This is a genomic window from uncultured Desulfobulbus sp., from assembly GCF_963662935.2.
Classification (GTDB): Bacteria; Desulfobacterota; Desulfobulbia; order Desulfobulbales; family Desulfobulbaceae; genus Desulfobulbus.
Genome location: NZ_CAXXTL010000002.1, coordinates 840,764 through 862,906, shown reverse-complemented (window position 1 = coordinate 862,906; position 22,143 = coordinate 840,764). Strand labels below are relative to the sequence as shown.

Annotated in this window: 18 protein-coding genes; 10 read left to right on the top strand and 8 right to left on the bottom strand. The window is 51.0% G+C overall.

The window, feature by feature from the left end:
* Positions 1-131 precede the first annotated feature (131 nt).
* Both ACHZCX_RS08090 and ACHZCX_RS08085 read left to right on the top strand, forming a co-directional pair.
* Positions 132-554, top strand: a complete 423-nt coding sequence (locus tag ACHZCX_RS08090; RefSeq protein ID WP_319586727.1) for a hypothetical protein — start codon at positions 132-134, stop codon at positions 552-554.
* A gap of 12 nt (positions 555-566) precedes the next feature.
* Complete coding sequence (locus ACHZCX_RS08085) at positions 567-1,862, top strand: radical SAM protein (protein ID WP_319586726.1); 1,296 nt, start codon at positions 567-569, stop codon at positions 1,860-1,862.
* Here the strand turns inward: ACHZCX_RS08085 and ACHZCX_RS08080 are convergent.
* Positions 1,804-2,811, bottom strand: coding sequence for a tRNA-dihydrouridine synthase family protein (locus ACHZCX_RS08080; RefSeq protein WP_319586725.1), 1,008 nt, complete (start codon positions 2,809-2,811; stop codon positions 1,804-1,806). The genes ACHZCX_RS08085 and ACHZCX_RS08080 overlap by 59 nt on opposite strands.
* A 173-nt stretch (positions 2,812-2,984) precedes the next feature.
* Between ACHZCX_RS08080 and ACHZCX_RS08075 the strand changes: the two genes are divergently transcribed.
* Positions 2,985-3,404 carry a transcriptional repressor gene (locus tag ACHZCX_RS08075; RefSeq protein WP_319586724.1) on the top strand — a complete coding sequence of 140 codons (420 nt, stop codon included), beginning with the start codon at positions 2,985-2,987 and terminating at the stop codon, positions 3,402-3,404.
* A 90-nt stretch (positions 3,405-3,494) separates the two neighbouring features.
* Here ACHZCX_RS08075 and tyrS read toward each other — a convergent pair whose 3' ends face one another.
* The 5 genes from tyrS to ACHZCX_RS08050 form a co-directional block, all read right to left on the bottom strand.
* Entirely contained in the window at positions 3,495-4,709 is a 1,215-nt protein-coding gene (gene tyrS / locus ACHZCX_RS08070; protein ID WP_319588725.1) for a tyrosine--tRNA ligase, read from the bottom strand.
* Positions 4,710-4,718: 9 nt separating this feature from the next.
* Entirely contained in the window at positions 4,719-6,284 is a 1,566-nt protein-coding gene (gene rny / locus ACHZCX_RS08065) for a ribonuclease Y (RefSeq protein WP_319586723.1), read from the bottom strand.
* Positions 6,285-6,953: 669 nt separating this feature from the next.
* The gene (locus tag ACHZCX_RS08060) at positions 6,954-7,241 is read right to left on the bottom strand and encodes a cell division protein ZapA (protein WP_319586722.1); all 288 of its coding nucleotides are present in this window, start codon (positions 7,239-7,241) and stop codon (positions 6,954-6,956) included.
* Between the two features lie 18 nt (positions 7,242-7,259).
* Positions 7,260-7,577: a cell division protein ZapB gene (gene zapB, locus ACHZCX_RS08055; protein WP_319586721.1), complete on the bottom strand. Its 318-nt coding sequence runs from the start codon at positions 7,575-7,577 to the stop codon at positions 7,260-7,262.
* A gap of 163 nt (positions 7,578-7,740) precedes the next feature.
* Positions 7,741-8,226: an NUDIX domain-containing protein gene (locus ACHZCX_RS08050; RefSeq protein ID WP_394708778.1), complete on the bottom strand. Its 486-nt coding sequence runs from the start codon at positions 8,224-8,226 to the stop codon at positions 7,741-7,743.
* Between the two features lie 249 nt (positions 8,227-8,475).
* On the opposite strand from ACHZCX_RS08050, the gene ACHZCX_RS08045 reads away from it, so the two are divergent.
* From ACHZCX_RS08045 to ACHZCX_RS08020, 6 genes are all read left to right on the top strand, one after another.
* Positions 8,476-9,528 carry a lytic transglycosylase domain-containing protein gene (locus ACHZCX_RS08045; RefSeq protein ID WP_319586719.1) on the top strand — a complete coding sequence of 351 codons (1,053 nt, stop codon included), beginning with the start codon at positions 8,476-8,478 and terminating at the stop codon, positions 9,526-9,528.
* 135 nt (positions 9,529-9,663) lie between these two features.
* The gene (locus ACHZCX_RS08040; RefSeq protein WP_319586718.1) at positions 9,664-10,026 is read left to right on the top strand and encodes a molybdenum cofactor biosynthesis protein MoaE; all 363 of its coding nucleotides are present in this window, start codon (positions 9,664-9,666) and stop codon (positions 10,024-10,026) included.
* A gap of 51 nt (positions 10,027-10,077) precedes the next feature.
* On the top strand, positions 10,078-10,926 hold the full coding sequence (locus ACHZCX_RS08035; RefSeq protein ID WP_319586717.1) for an HDOD domain-containing protein: 849 nt from the start codon (positions 10,078-10,080) through the stop codon (positions 10,924-10,926).
* Between the two features lie 11 nt (positions 10,927-10,937).
* A complete protein-coding gene (locus ACHZCX_RS08030; RefSeq protein WP_319586716.1) occupies positions 10,938-13,094 on the top strand; it encodes a response regulator in 2,157 nt (718 codons plus the stop codon).
* Positions 13,067-14,593 carry a YihY/virulence factor BrkB family protein gene (locus ACHZCX_RS08025; protein WP_319586715.1) on the top strand — a complete coding sequence of 509 codons (1,527 nt, stop codon included), beginning with the start codon at positions 13,067-13,069 and terminating at the stop codon, positions 14,591-14,593. The genes ACHZCX_RS08030 and ACHZCX_RS08025 overlap by 28 nt, the downstream gene beginning before the upstream one ends.
* Positions 14,544-16,280: a ParB N-terminal domain-containing protein gene (locus ACHZCX_RS08020; RefSeq protein ID WP_319586714.1), complete on the top strand. Its 1,737-nt coding sequence runs from the start codon at positions 14,544-14,546 to the stop codon at positions 16,278-16,280. The genes ACHZCX_RS08025 and ACHZCX_RS08020 overlap by 50 nt, the downstream gene beginning before the upstream one ends.
* A gap of 152 nt (positions 16,281-16,432) precedes the next feature.
* Here ACHZCX_RS08020 and ACHZCX_RS08015 read toward each other — a convergent pair whose 3' ends face one another.
* Complete coding sequence (locus tag ACHZCX_RS08015; protein ID WP_319586713.1) at positions 16,433-16,789, bottom strand: hypothetical protein; 357 nt, start codon at positions 16,787-16,789, stop codon at positions 16,433-16,435.
* Between the two features lie 571 nt (positions 16,790-17,360).
* Positions 17,361-17,945: a hypothetical protein gene (locus ACHZCX_RS08010; RefSeq protein WP_319586712.1), complete on the bottom strand. Its 585-nt coding sequence runs from the start codon at positions 17,943-17,945 to the stop codon at positions 17,361-17,363.
* Between the two features lie 509 nt (positions 17,946-18,454).
* Here ACHZCX_RS08010 and ACHZCX_RS08005 point away from each other — a divergent pair.
* On the top strand, positions 18,455-21,985 hold the full coding sequence (locus ACHZCX_RS08005; protein WP_319586711.1) for a PAS domain S-box protein: 3,531 nt from the start codon (positions 18,455-18,457) through the stop codon (positions 21,983-21,985).
* Positions 21,986-22,143 lie beyond the last annotated feature (158 nt).

The window sequence follows — 22,143 nt, the reverse complement described above, 5'->3', positions numbered from 1 at the left end:
TACTCAAGCCAATGGCTAAACACTGTGAGCCACTCACCGCTCTTCGTTCAATAAGCGGTTGACAGCCGCTAACACCGCTATAATAAAAGACAACCTTTTTTAGAAGATATAGACTACCCAAGGAGCAACCCATGGCCCGCCACATTAACCCCAGTAATTCCACCAATAAAACCATAGACGCCATTGACCGGAAACGGGAAAGGGAACGGCAATTCATGCTGAAAAAATCCCGGGAAATGGCGCCGGAACTCGCCGTATCCCTGGTACAGCGCCTATTGGACCTCCATATCATCGAGACCAATTCGGTGCACGCCATTCAGGAAGTTATGGCCAAACAACTGCAGCAGTTGGGCGATATGGAAGAGTTCGACATGCAATTCAAGATTGCACCGATCAGAAACCTGACCCCTGATCCCAACGTCATCAGTCTGTATCTGACACAATATATTATTGAAGATTTAATCAATCACACCAACATCCAGGATGTCTTCGGCGATGACCTGGAGATCTACCGGGCTGTGGATTCGGTCTTCTCCAAAATCCGTCCTCGCTGATCATGCTGCGTCATGGCGGTTGCCCACCCCAAAACCCTCCCCGTTCTGCTTTTTGCTACGAGCAATGGAGAAATACTGGACTACGACGGTCTGGCAATGGCCGGAAGTGCTGCTGGGCTATTTTATAAGCCGCAACTTGAAGATCTGATCGAATTGCCCCCCGGGAGCGAACTGTTTGCCTTGCCGGATCGCCTGCCGGTCGGTATCGAACCTGAAACCGGCGAGCCGGCCTTACTCGACGCCAACCCTTACAATTCCAGCGAATCCATTCAGGCCGTTGCCGCCTTCATGGCTCCTGCCCATACGGCCATCTTGACCGCAGCTTATCAAAATCATGGGACCAAGACAGCCCTGCTGCCGCTTTTTGCTTATACGGCCGTCGGCTGGGCTGACGGTAAGTTCTGGGTAGCAGGTTTCCGCAGCGATACCGATTGCCGGCAGGACGCCGATCAGTTCAATCAGCGCCTCCTGGAGCAACGCACCCAAAAACACCTCCAGCGACAGAGCGAAAATAGGCTGATTCAGCATCTCGGCAAATGCTGCCTCACTTATGGCTGCCCCGCTGCCCGCAACTACTTTCTCGGACGATGGGAAGCGCCACTTCCCTGCTCTCCAACCTGCAACGCAGCCTGCGCTGGATGCATCTCCCTGCAACCTTCGGGGTGCTGCCCTTCGACCCAGGATAGGATCTCCTTTGTTCCCACGGAAAAAGAAATCGCCGAGGTCGCGGTAGCGCATCTTGAGACTGCACCCCGCCCAGTGGTCAGCTTTGGCCAGGGTTGTGAGGGCGAGCCGCTGCTACAGGCCGGCGTCATGGAAAAAAGTATTCGCCTTATCCGTTCGCGAACAAGTAAGGGCACCATCAATCTCAACACCAACGGCAGCCTGCCCGAGGCTGTCGATCGACTGGCCAAGGCAGGTTTGGACTCGATCCGCATCTCTCTGAACAGCGCCCAGCCAGAAAAACACCGGCTCTACTATCGGCCTAAGGGGTTTTCCTTTGCAGATGTCTGTCGTTCTATTGCGGTCATGAAAGGCTACGGCCGTCATGTTTCCCTTAATTACTTTATCTTGCCAGGATGCACCGACGATCCTGCTGAATTTGCTGCCTTCTCAGGGCTGATCACCGAATATCGTCCTGATTTTATCCAATTGCGCAATCTGAACATGGACCCGGAATACTACCTGCGGGTGATTGAACACCGTGCGGCCACGCCGCCGTTAGGGATCAGAAACTGGCTGCAGTTGCTCAAAGCAAAGTTTCCTTCCCTGGGCTTTGGCTACTACAATCCACCTCTTCGGCCTTAGTGGCAGAGAGTGTGGCCAACCCCTCGCACCCATCGACATCGTTCACCACAAAGAAGGCGACCGCCTGTTCCCACGCCTCGTCAAGTGAAGAGCTCGCCTGAACCTTGGCCGCCAAGTGATGGCCAAAAAAATAGTTTCTGGCAAAGTAGTGCGTGAATTCCTTCAACCGTCCCAGGCGCCGATCGGGTTGAAAGCGCTGGATCAGTGCATCCACATACCCCTGGTAAAGTTGCGGTAGACAGATGTTCGGCTCGGGTATCTCTAGCCCGTAAACCTCCCTGGCAATTGTTGCAAAAACCCAAGGGGTTCGTGCCGCCGCTCGTCCAATCATCAGGCCGTCGGCCCCACTTTCCTCAAGACAGCGGCGAGCACTTGCCACCGAGTCGATCGATCCGTTGGCGACCACCGGAATATCCACCCATCGCTTAACCTTGGCAACCCAGTTCCACCGAGGCAGTCGGGCGAAAGGCTCCGAGCGCAGACGGGCATGCACCGTCAACATTTCGATCCCCTCGCCGGCCAGCATCAGGCAGAAATTTCGCAGTTTGTCTTCATCGAGTGTCTCACCCAACCGAATTTTGGCTGTTAACGGCAGAGTTGTGTTTTGTCGAGCGCTGGAAACGATTTTGCGCACCCGTATCGGGTCTTCCATCAAACTGCTGCCGCCTCCCGCCCTGCGGACCAGGGGAGCCGGGCAGCCTAGATTGAGGTCGATAAAATCTGCCTTGAGACGATGAAGCGCCTCGAAAATCTGGGGGATATTTTTGTCGTTTGCCAGCAGGAGTTGATACGAAAGGGGCGATTCCTGTTCGGTCCGCACAAGATAGGGGGAATGCGGTGACCGCTCAGCCGGCAGACGTGCGGCCGCGAGCATTTCCGTGCTGAGCAGTCCGACTCCGCCGTATTGCAGAATTGTTGTCCGGAGGGCTGAGTGAGTTAATCCAGCCATGGGTGCCAACAAGAGAGGTGGCCATATATTCATCTCCTTTATTCGCATCCGAACCCGCCTGTGTTGCCCCAAAACGATGGTTGCCACTTCTGGCTTGACATAAAAACATCGAGCATGGTAGCCTTTGATAACTATTATTTACTTAAACCTTCACTGCCAATGATAGAGAAACCATGAATGCCCCCGCCCCAATGATCCGGCTGACAACTCAACGACAGATCATTCTTGAGGAACTGTCAAAAGTGAAAACACATCCAACTGCCAGCGAATTATACGATATGGTCCGGAAACGCTTACCGCGTATTGGCTTGGGCACGGTTTATCGTAACTTGGAGTTGATGGCGGAAAGCGGCATGATTCTCAAAATTGAAGTCGGTGGGACCCAAAAGCGCTTTGATGCCACCACCGATGAACATTACCATATTCGTTGCTCGGCCTGCGGCAAGGTGGATGACATCGACGTGCCGGTTGTCAAAGAGCTTGTGGCCCAGGCGGCCAACACCACGCCCTATCTCATTCTTGGCCATCATGTCGAATTCACCGGCATCTGCAGCGCCTGCCAGAAACAGCAGAAAACGCATCAAACCCACTGACGACAAGGTGTTTTTCTTTTATCCGCCCTGAAACGCCAAGAGCGGCTCTCCTTGTGGAGAGCCGCTCTTTTTTGCCCTGATGGACTGATTTCAAGAAAAGATGACCCGGCAGAACCGCCGCTTTCCAACCTTGAGGAGAACTGTGCCCTTAGTGGGAATAACGGCATTGATATCTTCCACCTTCTCGCCTTCTATTGAAACCGCATGCTGTTGAATCATGCGGCGGCCATCGGAGGTTGATTTCACCAGCCCCGCATCAAGAAGCAGTTTTGGCACCCAGATCTCAGCTTCCGTGGTAACGACCCGCGCCTCTTCAATCTCGTCGGGCATTTCGTGACGGGCAAAGACCTGCTCGAAAGTACGCTCTGCATCCTCAGCTGCTGCTTGATTGTGAAACCGCGCCACCATTTCCTTGGCTAACTGGACCTTCGCCGCCTTAGGATGAATCTGGCCAGCAGCAATTCTTCCCTTTAAGGTAGTTATTTCCGTCATCGGGAGATCGCTGAGCAACTCGTAATAGCGGAACATCAGATCGTCACTGATCGACATGATCTTGCCGAAGATGCTGTCCGGCGCCTCGGAAATGCCAATATAATTGCCAAGCGACTTACTCATTTTATTGACGCCATCCAATCCCTCCAGGAGCGGCATGGTCAGCACCACCTGCGGTTCTTGTCCCCGGCTTCGTTGCAGATCTCGTCCCATTAACAGGTTGAACAACTGATCGGTGCCGCCCAATTCCACATCTGCCTTCATCGCCACCGAGTCATAGCCTTGAATCAGGGGATAGAGAAATTCGTGAATGGAGATCGGCCGGTTCGACTCAAATCGCTTTTTAAAATCATCCCGTTCCAACATGCGGGCAACGGTCAACTCCGAGGCCAGGCGAATCATTTCAAAGGAGGTCAATTGACCCAGCCAGGTGGAGTTGAACACGACCTTGGTCTTCTCAGGATCGAGAATCTTGAAAACCTGATCTTTGTAGGTTTCGGCATTGCGTTTGACGTCTTCCGGGGTCAGGGCCGGCCGAGTGTCGGACTTGCCGGTGGGATCGCCGATCAGGCCGGTGAAGTCACCAATGAGAAAATGGACATCGTGACCGAGAAGTTGAAAGTGCCGCAGTTTCTGAATGAGAACCGTATGCCCAAGATGCAGATCCGGGGCTGTCGGATCGAATCCAGCCTTAATGATCAATGGCACACCCGTATCCAGGGATCGGGTGAGTTTTTTGACGAGATCTTCCTTGGAATGAAAATCAACGGCGCCCCTTTCGATTAGGGCTATCTGTTCTGCTACCGACTTCATCATCACCCCCTACTTGGCATATTCCACTGCTCTGGTTTCACGGATGACCGTCACCCGGATCTGGCCAGGATAGGTCAATTGTTCTTCAATGGCCTTGGCGATGTCTCGACTCAGCAGCGTGGTTTCCTCGTCCTTGATCTTTTGACTGTCAACAATAATGCGCAGATCGCGGCCGGCCTGGATGGCATAAGACTTTTCCACCCCCTCAAAATTGTTGGCAATCTTTTCAAGGTCTTCAAGTCGTTTAACATAACTTTGCAGCATCTCTTTTCGGGCACCTGGACGGGCTCCTGAAAGGGCATCTGCAGACTGCACCAATACGTCGAGCACGCTTTTGGGTGGTTGATCCTCATGATGGGCGCCGATGGCATAGATAATGTCCTCGGCTTCTCCATATTTGCGGGCAAGATCACGGCCGATAATCGCGTGTGAACCCTCTACCTCGTGGTCCACTGCTTTGCCGATGTCATGGAGCAGGCCGGCACGCTTGGCCTTCTTGACATCCAGACCGAGTTCGGCCGCCATCACTCCGCAGAGGAAGGCTACCTCAAGAGAGTGCTGTAGAATGTTCTGGCCATAGCTGGTGCGGTATTTGAGACGGCCAATCAGATTAATCAATTCGACATGCATGCCATGGGCGCCGACGTCAAAGGTGGCACGCTCGCCGGATTCGCGAATGCCGACTTCCAACTCCTCGGCAACTTTTTGCACAACCTCTTCAATCCGGGCTGGATGAATGCGACCATCGGAAATGAGCTGTTCCAGTGCAAGTCGAGCTACTTCACGCCGGATGGGGTTGAAACCGGAAAGGATAACTGCTTCCGGGGTGTCGTCAATAATAATGTCAATGCCGGTTGCAGCCTCAATCGCCCTGATATTCCGGCCTTCCCTACCGATAATCCGCCCCTTCATCTCCTCGTTGGGCAGGGGAACCATGGAAACGGTCTTGTCGGCTACATAATCACCGGCATACCTGGCGATGGCAAGGGCCAGAATATTCTTGCCTTTGCGGTCCGCCTCCATTTTCATCTCGTTTTCGATCCGTGACAGCCGCTTGGCACAGTCCATCCGTGCTTCACTCTCAATAGACTGCATGAGCTGAAGTTTGGCTTCCTCGCGGTCTATGCCGGCAATCTGTTCGAGTTTGTAGCGCTGCTCATCAATGAGGCCGTCCAACTGTTTCTTCTTCTCGACAACATCGGCTTCATTCCTTTCAAGATGTTCTTCCCGATATTTCAAGCTGACCTGTTTTTCTTCGAGAATCTGAAACTCCCGCTGGATCTCATCAAACTTGCGATTTAAGCGACGCTGATCCTCTTTGATCTCGAGCCGGCTGGCCTTCAATTCACGATCAGCTTCCTGTTTGATCAAGAAGGCCTCTTCCTTGGCCTGCAGTAGAGCTTCTTTCTTAATTTGTTCGGCTTCACTGATGGCATTTTCAATGATCTGCCGTCCCTGCAGTGCAATATTTTTCTGGTTTCCCTCAACCAGTCTTTTGCGCAGAAGAATGCCGATAGCCAAACCGGCCACGAGATTCACCAACGCCAAGAGTAACGTTATAACATTGAGTTCCATAAGAAAACACCTGCCCCTCTATATGTGAATGAAGTACCAACCACGCCACGCCATTTTCTGATGCGCACGGATTGTGAAATGAAGAAAGGGGAAGTGGGGCTGCGAAGGGGTGCCGCGATCAATCATCGCTGCAAACGGAAACGCTGATGAAATTCAGCAGTGGGGCCCGAGCGCTTTCAGGAGAGGCTCAGGTCGTCCCGGTGGTTCTCAGTCTTAAAGAAATGAAAGAAAAATTTCTGGCGCTACATATTAATTCGACAAATATTTTTCTTGAACAGCCTGTATGGAGGATTACTCGTATATGGTAAACCTGATCGCATCAGAGTTGTCTTTCTATCACTGGACCAGCTATGTCCGTTCGTACCCACGCAACCATCCTCTCTCAGCATTGAAAATGGCATCTATAAAAACAGCGGCTTAATCCGCCGGTAAAGAAAAGCCCCCACGCTGCCGTGTCAACGAAATGATTAAACCTAATTGAATTAGGTGGGCAATGCCCCCGCTGACGGCTGGAATTCAATAAAGATTTCCATGATTCAACTCTAGGGCTACCCTTTTCTTGCGAGTTGGCTCAATACTTCGCTGATCACCAACAGAGCAGGGGTACAATGCTTTCTTATTTTTACTATACCAGAACGTCTCGCCAGCCAAAAGAGAATCTTCAGGAAGTCAGTCCAAACCTGAAGATACTTTCTCGACCAGGCGGTCAATGGCGCGTTCTTGCGCCTGTCGAAATTCGCTAAAATCTCGATTTAAATTGACATATTTCGCCGCCATCCGCAAGCAGCCAAGCACCAGCATTTTGCTGGAAGGTACAGAGCTTCGACTTAGCTTTTCACTGCTTTCCAATTCTTGACGTAAAAGGGCGATGGCGGATTCCACCTCTTCCTCGGGCGCATCGCTATAAAAGGTGAATTCCTGCCCGAACAGATGAAAGCGAACAAGACGATCCTGCATCGGAGTCAGAGGTCAGGCTCAATTGTCCTTGTCTTCAGGGGCATCACTGAACAGTGACCCCTGGATGTTGCCGTGTGAGCCGCTTTTCTCAACAGGAGACCCTACTTGTTCAGTCTCCCACTGTTCGATACGATCCAGCAATCCTGCGACTCTGTTGCCGACCTCGGTTCGCTCAGTACTCAGATGAAAGACGTTGCTTTTCAGGTCGGCGCACTCAGCATCACGTTCCTGTAAGGTCGCCTGCAGTGCATGAAAATCCGATTTCAGTTGATTGTATTTCGTCAACAGTTTATCGACAAACTCCTCCAGGCGAACCAATTCCGCATTGTTTTCCATAACGCATCCTTTAATATTTAAGTTGCCGAAAAGGTTAAAAAAAATCATAACCTTACGAAATTGTGACAGAATGAAACAGGGTGTAACTATACAGATCGAGCCCCCTGAACGCAAGGACTTTGCTTGGAGCAGGGGAGAGGGCGTTCTTTTTTCCAAATAAAATTTATATCCGGCTGTATTCCCATGCAACGGCCCGTCCGTTAGCGTAGGGCATGTACCCGTGAAAGATACGCGGATCACCATCAAAAACCAAAGGAAGGAAATATCGATCACCCTCCCACATCGGCAATTGATCGAGGGTGGCGATCGGATGCCAGTCGAGTTCCCCTTCCTCGTTGCTTTCTTTCAGTTTCCCTGCAAAGGCTGTAATCAAAAAAATAAAACCAAGCCAATTCTCACCTTCGGGGCCAAACCCTGTCCAGTTGATCGTGCCCCGCAACTCTAATCTGGTGCACTCGAAACCGGATTCCTCCCGGATCTCCCTTCTCATACAGGTCATGACATCCTCGTTCGCCTTCATCTTTCCGCCAAGACCGTTATATTTACCGAGATGTTGATCTGACTCCCGGGCATTCCGATGCACCAGCAAGGTCTGTAAACCATCGGGGGAAACAATATAACCAAGGGTGCCAATGATGGGCATATACATACGGCTTTCTCCATAACAAATACAACATGTTAGCTCGAAGCAACATGTCATTGTAACTTTTATCGCCGGGGCGGACGTAATATGATACAATCCCATGTGTTAATTGGTGTCTCCTCCTCCTTTTCCCCAGCAGAACCTGCATGTACCATGATTTTTCCCCAATCGGAACGCAAAGCAACCCACGTCCTCCTCTTTTTTGCTTTTTTCTTCTTTTTTTCTTTCGTGCTTTGTGTCTCACCCACAGGGGCCTTGGCAGCAGAAAACTTCCCTCTTTACCCCTGTATCAGGGCAAATGTAAAATTTTGGGAGGATGTCTACAGCCGCTATTCTACCCGCCAGGGCATTTTGCATGATACGGACGATCTTAGCCGGGTCTATGCGGTCATCGACCTTGTCGACTGGGAAGCCCCGGATTCGGCGAAAACAAACAGTGGACGCATCCAGGCGGCAAAAAGCCGGATCAATGCCATCCTTGCCAACCTTGGATCCGGCACCCCTCCTCGTACCGTCGAAGAGCGGCGAATAGCCGGCCTTTTTCCCAAACAGCGCCATACCACCTATCACGAGGCAGGAGAAAATATCCGTCTGCAAATCGGTCAAAGCGATCGCTTCAAGGAGGGACTTATCCGTTCCGGCAGATATCTGCAGCAATTCAGGCAAATCTTTGAGGCTCAAGGACTTCCCGCAGAACTGGTTTTCCTGCCCCATGTGGAATCCTCTTACAACCCCAAGGCCTATAGCAAGGTCGGTGCGGCTGGCCTCTGGCAGTTTACCCGAACCACTGGTAAGGATTTTATGACCATTAACCAACTGGTCGATGAACGCTACGATCCTTATCTCGCCACCCAGGCCGCCGCCCAGTTGCTCAAAGAGAACTACGCACAACTGCAAACCTGGCCACTGGCTCTGACGGCATACAATTATGGTCGGGCAGGGATGGTGCGAGCCGTAAGAGAAGAGGGGAGTTATGAAGGCATTTTCAAATCATACAATCAAGGATATTTCAAATTTGCTTCCCGCAATTTCTACTCGGAATTCCTTGCAGCCATGCGGGTTGCCAAACGGTTGGGAGGCAACCCGGCATTGCCTTTTGAGCGGCCTGAGGCTACAGACATCTTTCGCCTCAAGGAAGACGTGCCCATTGGCCGTCTGCTTGCAACTTTTCACATTTCTCCCGAGAATTTTGCTCGGTTCAACCCTGCCTTGATGCAACCCGTTCTTAACGGAGAAAAAGCTGTCCCCAAAGGATATCTAGTGCGCCTGCCCGCCACCAAACAGGGGAAACAGCGGCGCGTTCCATAACCCAGAGATTACTAGCCCCGTCTCTGGTTTGATCGGCGTACACTGAAAACCGGTCCTGGACAGGGAAATATTGTGCACCGCCCTCGTTTGAGGAAACGGTAAAGAAGACTTCAACACACTCGGTAGATGAACACCATGGACATCTCGAAAACCATTGCTGAAATGAAAAAACGTCCCGATTTTAATGAGAAAGTTGGCATGATTCTCATCCACAACGGGACGGTGCGCAGTTGGTCACGAAACGATCGCCAACAGGTAAGCATGCTGGAAACGACGGTCGATTTCGAAAAGATTGACCGCCTTCGTCAGGAATATCTTGAATGGCCAGGTATTTATGACATAATAGTTGAAGCCCGCTCCGGTCGTTTTGCTCCCGGTGACGACCTGCTGTTCATCATTGTTGCCGGCGATTTACGGGAAAACATCAAACCAGTGCTGGCCGAACTGCTTGACCGCATCAAAGCCGAGGCTGTAAGGAAAAAAGAGATTTTTCTGTAGCACCTTTCCAACCGCGTCTGCCCATGGCCAGCTAAGCCAAGGAGCTATTTTATGACCTCAGCCGAAACGCTTATTGAAAAATTCAAGAAAATCAGGACGCTTCCTCATATTGTCACGCGACTTGTCCAGCTGGTGAACGATGAGGAATCGACCCTGCAGGATTTTGAGGCGGTGATCCGGCTGGATCCTGCCCTTGTCGCCCGACTGCTGACCCTGGTCAATAGTTCCTATTTTGGCCTGACCCGGAAGGTTGATTCTATTTCCCGGGCTGTCGCTCTTTTGGGAATGAAAAATTTGCATAATATTGCGGTGACCGACGCCATTCAGGGCATGCTCCGCAGTCATTCCGGAGCCGCCGAATTCTCTCCTCAGCGTTTATGGTTGCACAGCGCTGCCTCCGGCATCTGCTGCAAGATGATTGCTGAGCGCATTTTTACCATTAACGGCGACGACGCCTACCTCTGCGGCATCCTCCATGATATTGGATTGATAGTGGAAATGGCAGCGGACCAGGAAACTTTTCTCCAACTTACAGAGCAACTTGCGGTGGGTGGCCCTTCTATTGTGGAATTGGAGAGCCAACTGTTTCAAACCGATCATTGTCAGATAGGGTATATCCTCGCCAAAGATTGGCGCATCACCGACCCGATAGCTGAGGCCATTCGCGATCACCATCAGGAAAATAACGGCTCCATCGCTCCCCATTCGCCCACCGGTATTCTCCAAATGAGTGAATACATCATTCAGCAACTCCATTTTTCCGCCATAAAGGAGGGGCTTATACCCAGCCTCGCCCCCTCTCTGGCCGCGCATATTCAAGCCAACGTGGAAGAATACAGGGTGCTCGCGGAAGATCTTCCGGAAGAGCTTGAAAAAACAAAACAAATGTACGGCGGTTGAGGTTAGATTTTATGACTCTGACTCCTCTTTTTGCCGATCTTGTTGACCCGATTGGGGAATTGACCGCTCTGCGAGTTCATCTGGAGCAAGAAACCGAAGATATCCTTTTTTTCTGCCTGGATCACTCGGGTCACCATGTGGTTTCCGACGGTTTTCCCCTAAAGGCCGACCAAGCTGTTGGCGCCATCGCGGAAAATGAAAAGAAATCTTCGGAGCAAGCTTTCTCCTTGCAGGGCCGGATGTTTTACCTTTTGGCCGTTCCCGATCTCCAAGGATACGTTCTGGCGACCCCAAGCGATTCCAACCAGAGTGAAACCAGCCATTGGGTTGCAACCATCATCCGTCTTGCGGTTCGCCTCTTTCTTGCCCATCGGGAAACGGTTGAGACGGTCAACCGGCTCCGGATTCAGAAGAAACAATTTGACCGGAAATCGGCGGTTCTGGAAAAGAAGTTCCAGGACATCATGGCTGAAAACGAACAGAATTACAGAAAAATACAAGATCAACAGCTTAATTATTCCAACACGCTGCAGGGGGAAATCAAAAAGCAGACCGCAGAATTGCGAACCGCAAAAAAGGCAGCCGAGGCCGCTAATATTGCCAAGAGCGAGTTTTTGGCCGCCATGAGCCATGAAATTCGCACTCCCATGAACGGTATTATCGGCTTCACCGACATGCTCTTGGATACGGGGCTGGACGGCGAGCAGGAGGAGTTTGCCCAGACCATCAAGCGCAGCTCTGACGCGCTGCTTTCGCTTATTAACGACATCCTCGATTTCTCCAAGGTGGAAGCGGGAAAACTCGACCTGGAATGCATCAATTTTGACCCTGAAATTACCGCGCAGGATGTCTGCGATCTGGTCCGGCCTAAAGTGGTCTCCCGGCCGATAGAGGTGCTCTGCCGGATCGACGACGCTCTACCGGCCAATGTCATGGGCGACCCGGGCAGATTTCGCCAAGTCTTGGTCAACCTCATGGGTAATTCGGCAAAATTTACCAAGCAAGGCGAGCTTGAATTAGCACTGAGGGTCGACGAGGAAACCGAGGCAACCATTACCCTGCATGCAACGATCCGCGACACCGGCATCGGTATTCCTGAGGATAAACTGGAATCGATATTTGAAGCCTTTCGCCAGGCTGACGGTTCCACCACCAGAGAGTATGGCGGGACGGGCCTCGGGCTTTCTATTTGCCGCAAAATCGCTAAACTGATGGGCGGCCATGTCTGGGTTGAAAGCCAAATTGGCAAGGGCAGCATCTTTCATTTCACCGCCAAGCTGCAAAAAGCGCAGCAGCAACAGACCAAAACCTTCAATAAGGTCAGTTTGGACGACAAACGGGTGCTGATCGTTGATGACAATCCCACCAATCTCAGCATACTTAAACACATCCTCCAGGCTGCGAAGCTTGAGGTCGTGGCCATTCAGGAGAGCGGCACTGTGCATTCGGTTCTCCAGGAGGCTATCAATGCCCGTCATCTTTTCGACCTCATTATCCTCGACATCCAAATGCCGGCGCCGGATGGATACGCCCTGGCCCGGCTGATTCGTCACGAGCTACCCGAGACAGCGACCATTCCATTATTGGCATATACATCAACAACAGATAGAAACGCCCAACGCTGTAAGGATGCCGGTTTTGATGCCTTTCTCACCAAACCTACCCGGCGGGAAATCCTCTTCAAAACCATTGAAAAACTTCTGGGGACCGACGAACCAATCGCAGCCGCCACCTCGGCCAAGGAAGAATTCATCACCCAGTACAGCGTGCGTGAGGAACTCAAGCAATCTGTTCGTATCCTCTTGGCCGAGGACAACCCGGTTAACCAGAAGCTTGCCGTGCTCATTCTCACCAAGGCAGGCTACAAGGTTGAGGTGGTCAATAATGGCCGCAAAGCAGTTGAGGCGTTCTCGGAACGTTCAGCAGATTTCGATCTCATCCTTATGGATATTCAAATGCCCGAGATGGATGGCCTTGCCGCAACCAAGGAGCTGCGGGCCAAGGGATTCAACTCTATTCCCATCATTGCCATGACCGCCAATGCGATGAAAGGCGACCGGGAAATCTGCCTGGGGGCCGGCATGAACGATTACATCACTAAACCGGTGAAACGGGAAATTATCTTTGAGATCATTGAGAAATGGCTGCACCGCGAACTGGGGAGATAACCGAACCGGAAGACACAGGGACGATGCCCTCACCGGCACCCTCTGACTCCTGGCCTCGACCCCATGACAGTTCCCACCGATTTCACCGATGGGTTTTTTCCTCGGCGACTGCAACCAACAGATGCATTCATTTCTTTCGCATCAGCCTGCGTATCCTTCTCATCATGTATGAGGAGTTTTTCCGGACTCACCTCGCGATCAGGGCGTCCGCCCTTACCTACGCCATTCTTCTTTCCCTCATTCCCATACTGGCGCTCAGCACGTCCATCCTGAAAGGGCTCGGCAATGACGAGCAATTAAAAAAAGCGGCTATACGCTTTATCGATCAATTGGAAGCGCCGGTTCTCTCGAGAGAAGTGCCGGCAGCCATGGACCTGTCGCAACTCCAACCGGTCGCACCTGACACTCCCAACGCATCTCAGCCGGCGAGTCTGTCGGCAACAGCGCATCTCCATCGGGCCGTTGATATTATATTTCAGTACGTTGATCGCACCAACTTTGCCGCTCTCGGTATTTTCGGCGTCCTTGGCCTGATAATTGTCGTTCTGCTTGTCCTTTCTTCCATTGAAGAGGCGATGAACGTTATCTGGCATACCCAGAAAGGGCGGTCATTTTTACGAAAAATAATGGATTACATGGCGTTGTTGATCCTCTTGCCCATATCCCTGAACGTTGCCCTGGCAGGGGAAGCCATTCTCGCCAATCAAAAAATTATGGAGTATTTGAGTGTGCTCCTGCCATCGGCCTGGATGGTCACTTTTTTAATTAAGCTGGTGCCTTTTTTCTTCATAGTCGTCACCCTCATGACTATGTATCTGTTTTTCCCCCACGTGAAAGTGAAGACATCGGCAGCCTTGATCGGGGCGGTGTTTGCCTCCATCTTCTGGTTTATCTTTCAGAAATTGTACATCGCTCTCCAGGTGGGTGTGGCCAATTATAACGCTATCTACGGCTCCTTTGCGTCCATTCCTCTTTTTCTCATTTGGTTGCAAATCGGCTGGACCTTCATTCTTCTCGGCGCATCCCTGGCCTATGCCATTCAACACCACCATCATTACCATCATTCCGACGGAACACTTCCGCCACAAAGACAGCTCCAGGTCGCCTTTGACATTCTCCGGATTGTCTACGACAGCTTTGAAAGACGGCTACCGACCACAATGGCTTCGCTGTGCAAGCAACTACCGCAAGCCCGATGCGCTGACGTTCAGATGGCTGTAGACCTTCTCGTCAAAGGGCATCTGCTCAACAGCAGCAACAAACAGTCTGAAGTTATGCTTGTCCCGGTCACGACAGCGGACAGGTTGCCTGCCAGCGAAGTCGTGCGATTGATTCTCGGCGGGGAGGCGTATCCTGCACCCGGCGGACACCTTGCCACACAGGCAATTGATGCGGCAGCAGGCGCTTTAGATGCAACCTTCCTCAAACGTAACATCTTGTCGAGCGAACATGAAGCGACCCTTGGCCCAGACCATTCATCGAATTCTTGGAAGCAATAATATTCTCATTGTTGTCGCTGACGGGTACAACACCTCGTCGGGTGATCAGCCAGGCAATTATCTCGCCGATATGGCCCTAACCCTGGCGGCGAAACTTACCTCTTACGCCGTTGTCAACACCAAGTACAAAAGAGAGATCATGGATCTTTTTGATGTCAGCGCCATCCAAACCCGTTCCAAGGTGCGAGAGGCGTTTCTTCAGCCGATTGTAAAGTTCAAGGATGAAATCACCAGCAATGGATTGCTGCCGCTTATTTTTTACTTTCAGATGCTCCCCAGTGCCGAAATGCGCGAGGAGATGTTTCTTTTTGGATATGGGCAGGGTGAACGCGCCTCTTTGGCCGCCCCCCATCGCCCGACCATCTCACCCTCTCTTCTCTCCCGAATCCGGGTCGCCGTTGAGGATCAGCATCTCAGCACTGCACTCGCGCCCGTTGATTCGCCGCATAGTGGCAGGGAAGCGCACCACCTCAATCAACTGTTCCGGCAAAAACAATCAGTTGAGGATTTGTATGATCCTGAAGTCCGTTCCGTGCTCATTTCCGTTCGCGATGATTTGGTCAATCAACAACAGACAGCTGAATCAATCGCCCTGATGTTGGCGCCGGCCTTGGCCCAGTTTAGCTTGGCCATGTCCTTGGTGCGCAATATTGACATCAACAATATCGACACCGCCAGTTCGGGCGATTTGCAGTATATCTTCCGGCTACAGGGCGACAAGCGATATGCTGATTTGTTGCGGGAATCGTACATTGAGGAACTGGCGGGATCGATTGAGCGAAATGGTTTACTGCATCCGCTGGTGCTGCTGAAAAAAAATGATGGGCGCTATAAAATTCTGTGCGGATTTAGAAGATACCAGGCCCTGAAACGACTCAACCGTCCGTTGGTGGAGGCCAAGGTTTACCAGGAAACAGATTTCTCGGCTGAAGATTTTTTTAATATCTCCTTGGCGGAAAACACCAAACGAAGGAACCTCAATCCAATCGAAATTGGCAATTTTCTCGAATCAGCCAGCGTTTCTCTGGGGTTAAACAACGCGGCGCTGGCCGAGCAATTCGGAGGCACACTCGGCATCGGTAAACCCGGTCAAAAGGTCTCGCATTCAACTATTCATAAATACAGAAAGGTGAATCAGATCCGCCTTTGCGGCGAATCTCCGGAAATCATCTCCGATGTCATCAATGAAAAATTGCAGTTTTCAATCGCTTCCGAAATTTTAGCGCCCATCAAAAATGGCGAGGATAGAGATAGCTTCTATCTGCAGCTCGTCAAGCCGCTTGCTCCGACACGGCCCCAGCTCACCAAAATGCTCGATCTTCTTGGAAACATGGCCCCCAGCCTGAATGAAGCGATTGCTTTGAAAAGTGTGCAACAGGCATTGACCAAAGCCAACAAATCGCCCCAACCGGCTGCGACCCTGCTCAAGCTCTTGAATAAAAAAAATGAAGATCAACAGAGCTCGCGGCAGGTTGGTTTCGAGAGTAAAGTGGATATGATCAGGAAAAACTACTTTGGTGAGCAAGCCAGCAAACGCGATTTCAATATTGTTCCTTCTTCGTCCTCAAGTAAAGACGAACTCATTATCAATGTCCGTATTCAAAAAGGAAAAACCCAGGACATTTTGCAGCGGTTGCGCGCCGCCCTGGAACAAAACGATCTTTTTGCTGAACCGAAGAGCACGTAGCCCCCTGATCAAAGGGGCGGCTTTTTTCGCATGCGAAAAGACCGCCCGCCCCTCTCGACAAGTGCTCAATTGGCTGGCTGCTTGAGCATTGATTGAGCGCTCTATGCCCAGTTCTAACTGGAGCGTTTCGCCTCCAACCAAGCTCCCGTGGGCTACATCCTGATTTTGGCTTCGGTCTTGGCTGGATTTTTCGCAAGATGCTTGTACTGGTTCAGCGCGAGTTCGGCGAACCGGCCGACGATGCGGGGCAAGTCGGAGTTGTTCCAGACCCTAGCAAACTCTGTGCGGGAGCGAATGTTTTCTCCAATAAAAAAGGAAGCCTCGTCCGGTTTCAGGGAGATTTCGTCAGGCCGTACCTCCAAGGCGCCGTCACTGACTTTCCTGAACAGTTCCTGCATACAGTAGACAAACGATTTCTTCACATCCTCAGTCGACTCGGCCTCGTTGATTTTCTTCCTAAATTTGGATATCAGTTCGTTTTCCACATGGGTAAATGAAAATTGCTGCATCAGGTTCCCTCCTCACTGTCAGGTTGGTGGATGTCCATGGTTACATTTAATGAAAAAGCGTATAGACGGGACGATGCGATGAAAAGTTGAGCTGCCCTTTTCCGAAACGGCTCTTTTCGATCATGAGTCGAAAGCTTTGAACCAGCATCCTTGATCCGTTGAGAAATATTTTTTTCGTACACCAACGAAGCAATCTTGTCCCGCCACTCCAGTTATTTAAAATAACGATGCTCAGATAGAGAAGAAAAATCAACAAAGAGAAATTGCAGGTAAAATGGATAGTACAAATATCCTGTGCGGAGCGGATGCATTTGATCGAGGACCCTTTTGGAGAGGCCAAGTTTTTCATGACTGTTGGTTGAGCGAACTCTCTGGGGGGGGGGGGGCTCAATCAAGTCGACTTGTCGGTCGACCTGCAGAAAACTGAGCCTTCTCCATCCTGGCGTATCGGGGTACCCCGGGTGCCAAAGAAAGAGGTCATCCCGCTCATTGTGCTCAACTTCTGAAGGCCTCATTGCTGCGACTGGGTATGAACTCTACGGGAACCAGGGCATGCGCAAAAAAACGTTTTTCATTGAAGATCCGTGAAATCTTTCCGTAACGCTGCAAGTTTATCCTGGTAATCCTTACAGTCGCCATATTCTAAGAACTTGTGATAACGGCTATGGATGGAAGCCAGTTTTCTGGCATGTTTAATCGGACACCAGTACTGTTCCGTTCTCGCTGCTATCTCTTGAATATAGGCGATCAACCCATTGAAATATCCGCAATAGGAGCAGTTTAATTTTTCAATGATATTCAAATATTGAAGAGAATGTCTGTCTATTATTATATATTCACTTCTTTTTACCTTAGGCATCCCATAGATGGGAAAGCAAATCATTTGGTAAAAAGTTACAGATAAGTCCAGGCAGACTGCAGGAATTAGGCAGATCCAAATAATTGGAAAAGTCATCAGGTTGAAAAAAGAAGCCTGGATTAGATACGCTGATAATTTCACATGGAATTTTCTCTGGTATTTTTTTGCCTCTTCCTCAAAATAGATTTTCTTCCCTTTTATTCTATAAAAAAATTCGTCCTCCTTTTTTTCTACTTCAAGGAGTAATTCTTTTTCAAGTTTCTTTATTTCTTCTATAATATTTTGAATTTTATTCATTTTGTGGTCATCCGCATTGAGTGTTGCACTCTTTATAAAGTGTTGTAACCGAACAGGGCAATTGATACATCAATATGTTTGTACACGTAAGGGGTAACTTTTATTGCCCCTTAATGCTCAAGTAAAATGGAAACGGTACCTTTTCGGGGTAATGAAATTCTCATGCGGGAACAATCTCGCCCCCAATTTTTCTGGAAGGGAGCTGCCTGGTTGTCACTCTGCATCTTTTTATTGAAAATGATGAGATTTTATTGTCATCATTACCATGTTCAGTTTGAATTACCAACCGATGGCGATCTTCGCCTCGTGTTCTCCTTGCCGACCTCATCCGGCGTTCTAACCGTGTCAAGTTTTCAAGATCAGGGACGTATTGATAGGCCATTTTTCTCAATATAATGTAGGCAATGAATCAGGTTGCAACAACGATGCAGATAACCGGCTTTAAAATCAGTGCACCGGCATGGGCCGAGAATTACCAGGCGGGAATTATGTGATCCGGGGATTCAACAATGACCAGCAAAGATGAACGAACCGAACAAGCTGTCCCTTCAACGCGCACGACACGCCAGGTGCAAGCTGCGCAAACTCTGCGCCAACGGGCTGAAGAAATGTTTAAGGAGAAAACGGTCCAGTTGCCGGGAGACCTAGTGCTGACCTGGCCCCAAGAAATACGGCACAAACTCCATGAGCTGCAGGTGTATCAAGTCGAACTTGAGCTGCAAAATGATGAGCTGCGCCGGGCGCAGGAAGAACTCGAGAGCATCCGGTCACGCTACTTCGAGCTCTATAATCTGGCGCCGGTGGGCTATTGCACCCTCAGCGAGAAAGGGTTGATCCTGGAAGCCAACCTTACCGCCGCGGTGATCTTGGGAGTAGAGCTTGGAGTGCTGGTCACGCAGCCGATCTCCCGGTTTATTCATAAGGAAGACCAGGATATCTACTACGCACACCGGAAAAAATTATTTGAAACCGGCAGTCCCCAGGTGTTCGATTTGCGGATGGTGAGCAAGGGCGACGTGGCATTCTGGGCACAGTTGCGGACCATTGTCGCGAGTGATGCCGATGGCACACCTGTCTACCGTCTCGTGCTGAGCGACATTACCGAGCAAAAGCATACCGAGGCGACGTTGAAGGCGAGCGAAGAGCGTTACCGCGAGCTGGTGCAGAATGCGAATAGTGCCATCTTCCGTTTTAAGAATGACGGCACCATTGCCTTCTGCAATGAATTCGCCCAGTCTTTTTTCGGTTACTGCGCAGACGAGATGGTCGGTAGGAACGTGAGCATGCTGCTGCCGCAAAAGGATCGCAAAGGGCCTGACCTTCCAGACTCGTTTTGTGATGCAGTCGCCCACCCGGAGTGTTCCCAGAACACCGAAAACGAGAATGTCTGCCGGAACGGTCGCAGGGTGTGGATGAACTGGACCAACAAGGCGATACTCGATAGGAACGGCCGGGTTGTCGAAATCCTCTCCGTCGGCAACGACATAACCGTTCGCAAGCATATGGAAGCGGCATTGCGTGCTGGCCAGATAAAGCTGGAAGCAGCGCTGGCCAGCATGGCGGAAGCCGTGTGTATTTCCGATGCTGATGGACAGTTCATCGATTTCAACGACGCTTTTGTGACGTTTCACAGGTTTAAAAATAATAATGAGTGCTCCAGAGATTTAACCCGATACCCTGGCTTGTTCGAGATGTTTACGCCCAACGGTGAGCCCGTGCCGCCTAAAATGTGGGCCATACCGCGAGCGCTCCGTGGAGAGACGGCCAAAAACGTGGAATACACCTTCCGGCGGAAAGATACGGGCGAGACCTGGGTGGGCAGTTATAGTTTCGCTCCCATTCGCGATAAAAGTGGCGCAATCATCGGGTCCGTGGTCACAGGTCGTGATGTCACCGAGCGTAAGCAAGCGGAATCCTATCGGGAAATGGGCAGGGAAGTCCTGCAGATACTCAACAATCCAGGAATGTTAACAGATTCCATTCACCAGGTTGTCGATGTGCTGCAGAATGGAACAGGATTGGATGCTGTGGGTATTCGCCTGCAAGACGGAGAGGACTTCCCCTATGTTGCCCAAAGAGGATTTCCCCAGGAGTTTGTACAGCGGGAAAACACCATTATTGCGCGTAACTTGGAGGGTTCGATTTGCCAGGACGAAGACGGTAACTTTCGGCTCGAGTGTACCTGCGGCCTGGTCATTTCCGGCCAAACCGACCCAGGTAATTCCCTTTTCACACCGGGGGGGAGTTTCTGGACAAACGATTCCTCGGTACTCTTGGACATCCCTGCCAACGAAGATCTCCGGTTTCAGCCACGCAACCATTGCATTCATTACGATTATGCCTCTATTGCACTGATCCCAATTCTGGATCACAAGAAGATTGTTGGGTTGCTCCAACTCAACAATCAGCGCAAAGATAGTTTCAGTCTCAACTTGATTGAAATCCTGGAAACAATCGCCTCGCATATTGGGGCGGCGTTGATGCGTAAGCAGGCCGAAGGGGCATTACGAGTCAGCGAAACAAAGTACCGCGCGCTGTTCGAGAACATGATCAACGGGTTCGCGCTTCATCAAATTGTCGCCGATGAATCAGGAAAACCCATTGATTATATTTTTCGGGAAGTCAACCATGCCTTTGAAAAGCTTACGGGGTTGAAGTCCGCTGATATTCTCAATAAAACGGTAACCCATGTGCTGCCCGGTATTGAGAAAGACCCCGCCGGCTGGATAGACCTCTTTGGCGAGGTTGCGCTGACCGGCAAAGAACTTTGCTTTGAACAATATTCCGAACAGCTCGGGCGCTGGTACGCAGTTATGGCCTACCGGCCGATGCAGGATTTTTTTGCAACGGTGTTTGAGGATATCACCGAGTGGAAGCAATCCGCCGTGGTAGAGAGCCGTCTGGCAGCCATTGTCGCGAGCGCGGAAGTGGCGATTCTCAGTAAGGATCTGAATGGAATCATTCAAACGTGGAATGTGGGCGCAGAGAACGTCTTTGGATACAAAGCCCATGAAGTGATTGGCAAAAATATTTCTCTTCTTGTTCCTCCCGGTCATACTGATGAGATTCCCGAGATCCTGGAGCGGATATCGCACGGCCAAATCGTAGAGAATTTTGAGTCTGTCCGCATGCGGAAGGATGGCGTGATCATCCCCATCTCCCTGACTATCTCGGCGATCAGGGATGCCAATGGCAAGATGATTGCTGCGTCCCTGATCGCGCATGACATCACCAAACGTCAGCAGGCTGAGCACCTCCAAACTCTCAATCAGGAGCTGGAGCTGCGGGTTGAGCAGCGGACCCGGGAGTTGCAGGAAACGCAAAAACAATATCTCCATGCTGAAAAACTTTCAGCTATCGGCAAGCTCTCGGCTTCAATCGCCCATGAATTCAACAATCCCCTGCAAGGCATCCTGACCATTCTTAAAGGGTTGAGGAAAAGGGCAAAATTGGGGGCGGAAGATACGGTCTTGCTGGATGCAGCCATTGGCGAGAGCGACCGGATTAAGGAGCTGATCCGCGGCCTCCAGGAGTTTAACCGCCCCTCCTCCGGGCGTAAGGTGCCGATGGATGTGCACAAGGCGCTTGATTCCATGCTGCTCTTGCACAAAAGTGATTTCAAGGGGAAACGGATTGTCGTGGAGTGCCACTACGCCGAGCAGTTACCCCCCATCCTGGCAGTTCCCGACCAGATCAAGCAGGTGTTTCTCAATTTGCTGACCAATGCGGCGGATGCCTGCAGGCTGCCCGGTGGGGTGATTACCGTCGGCACCCGGCAAGAGGGCAACCGGGTGGCCATTACCATTTCGGATACCGGTATCGGCATCAAACCCGAGGAAATGGACTTAATCTTTCAACCCTTCTACACCACCAAGCCCGAAATTAAGGGAACTGGTCTGGGCTTGTCGGTCAGTCATGGCATTGTCGAAAGCCACGGGGGTGAGATCCGGGTCGAGAGCCGGCCGGGGGAAGGCGCAACGTTTACGGTTCTGCTCCCCATCAACAGTACGGTCCGCGCCGTTTCGGCAATCGATAAATGAACCATGCCTCCAGACTGAACGTAGTGTAATTTCGGTTTGCTTTCAAATTGACACTTTCCGGCTTGTCATCGACCGAACGGGAGAAATCTCGAGATTCCTCACATGCGTTCGCAATGACAAATCCAGGGATTGTGACCGCGTGAAATATACATACTGAC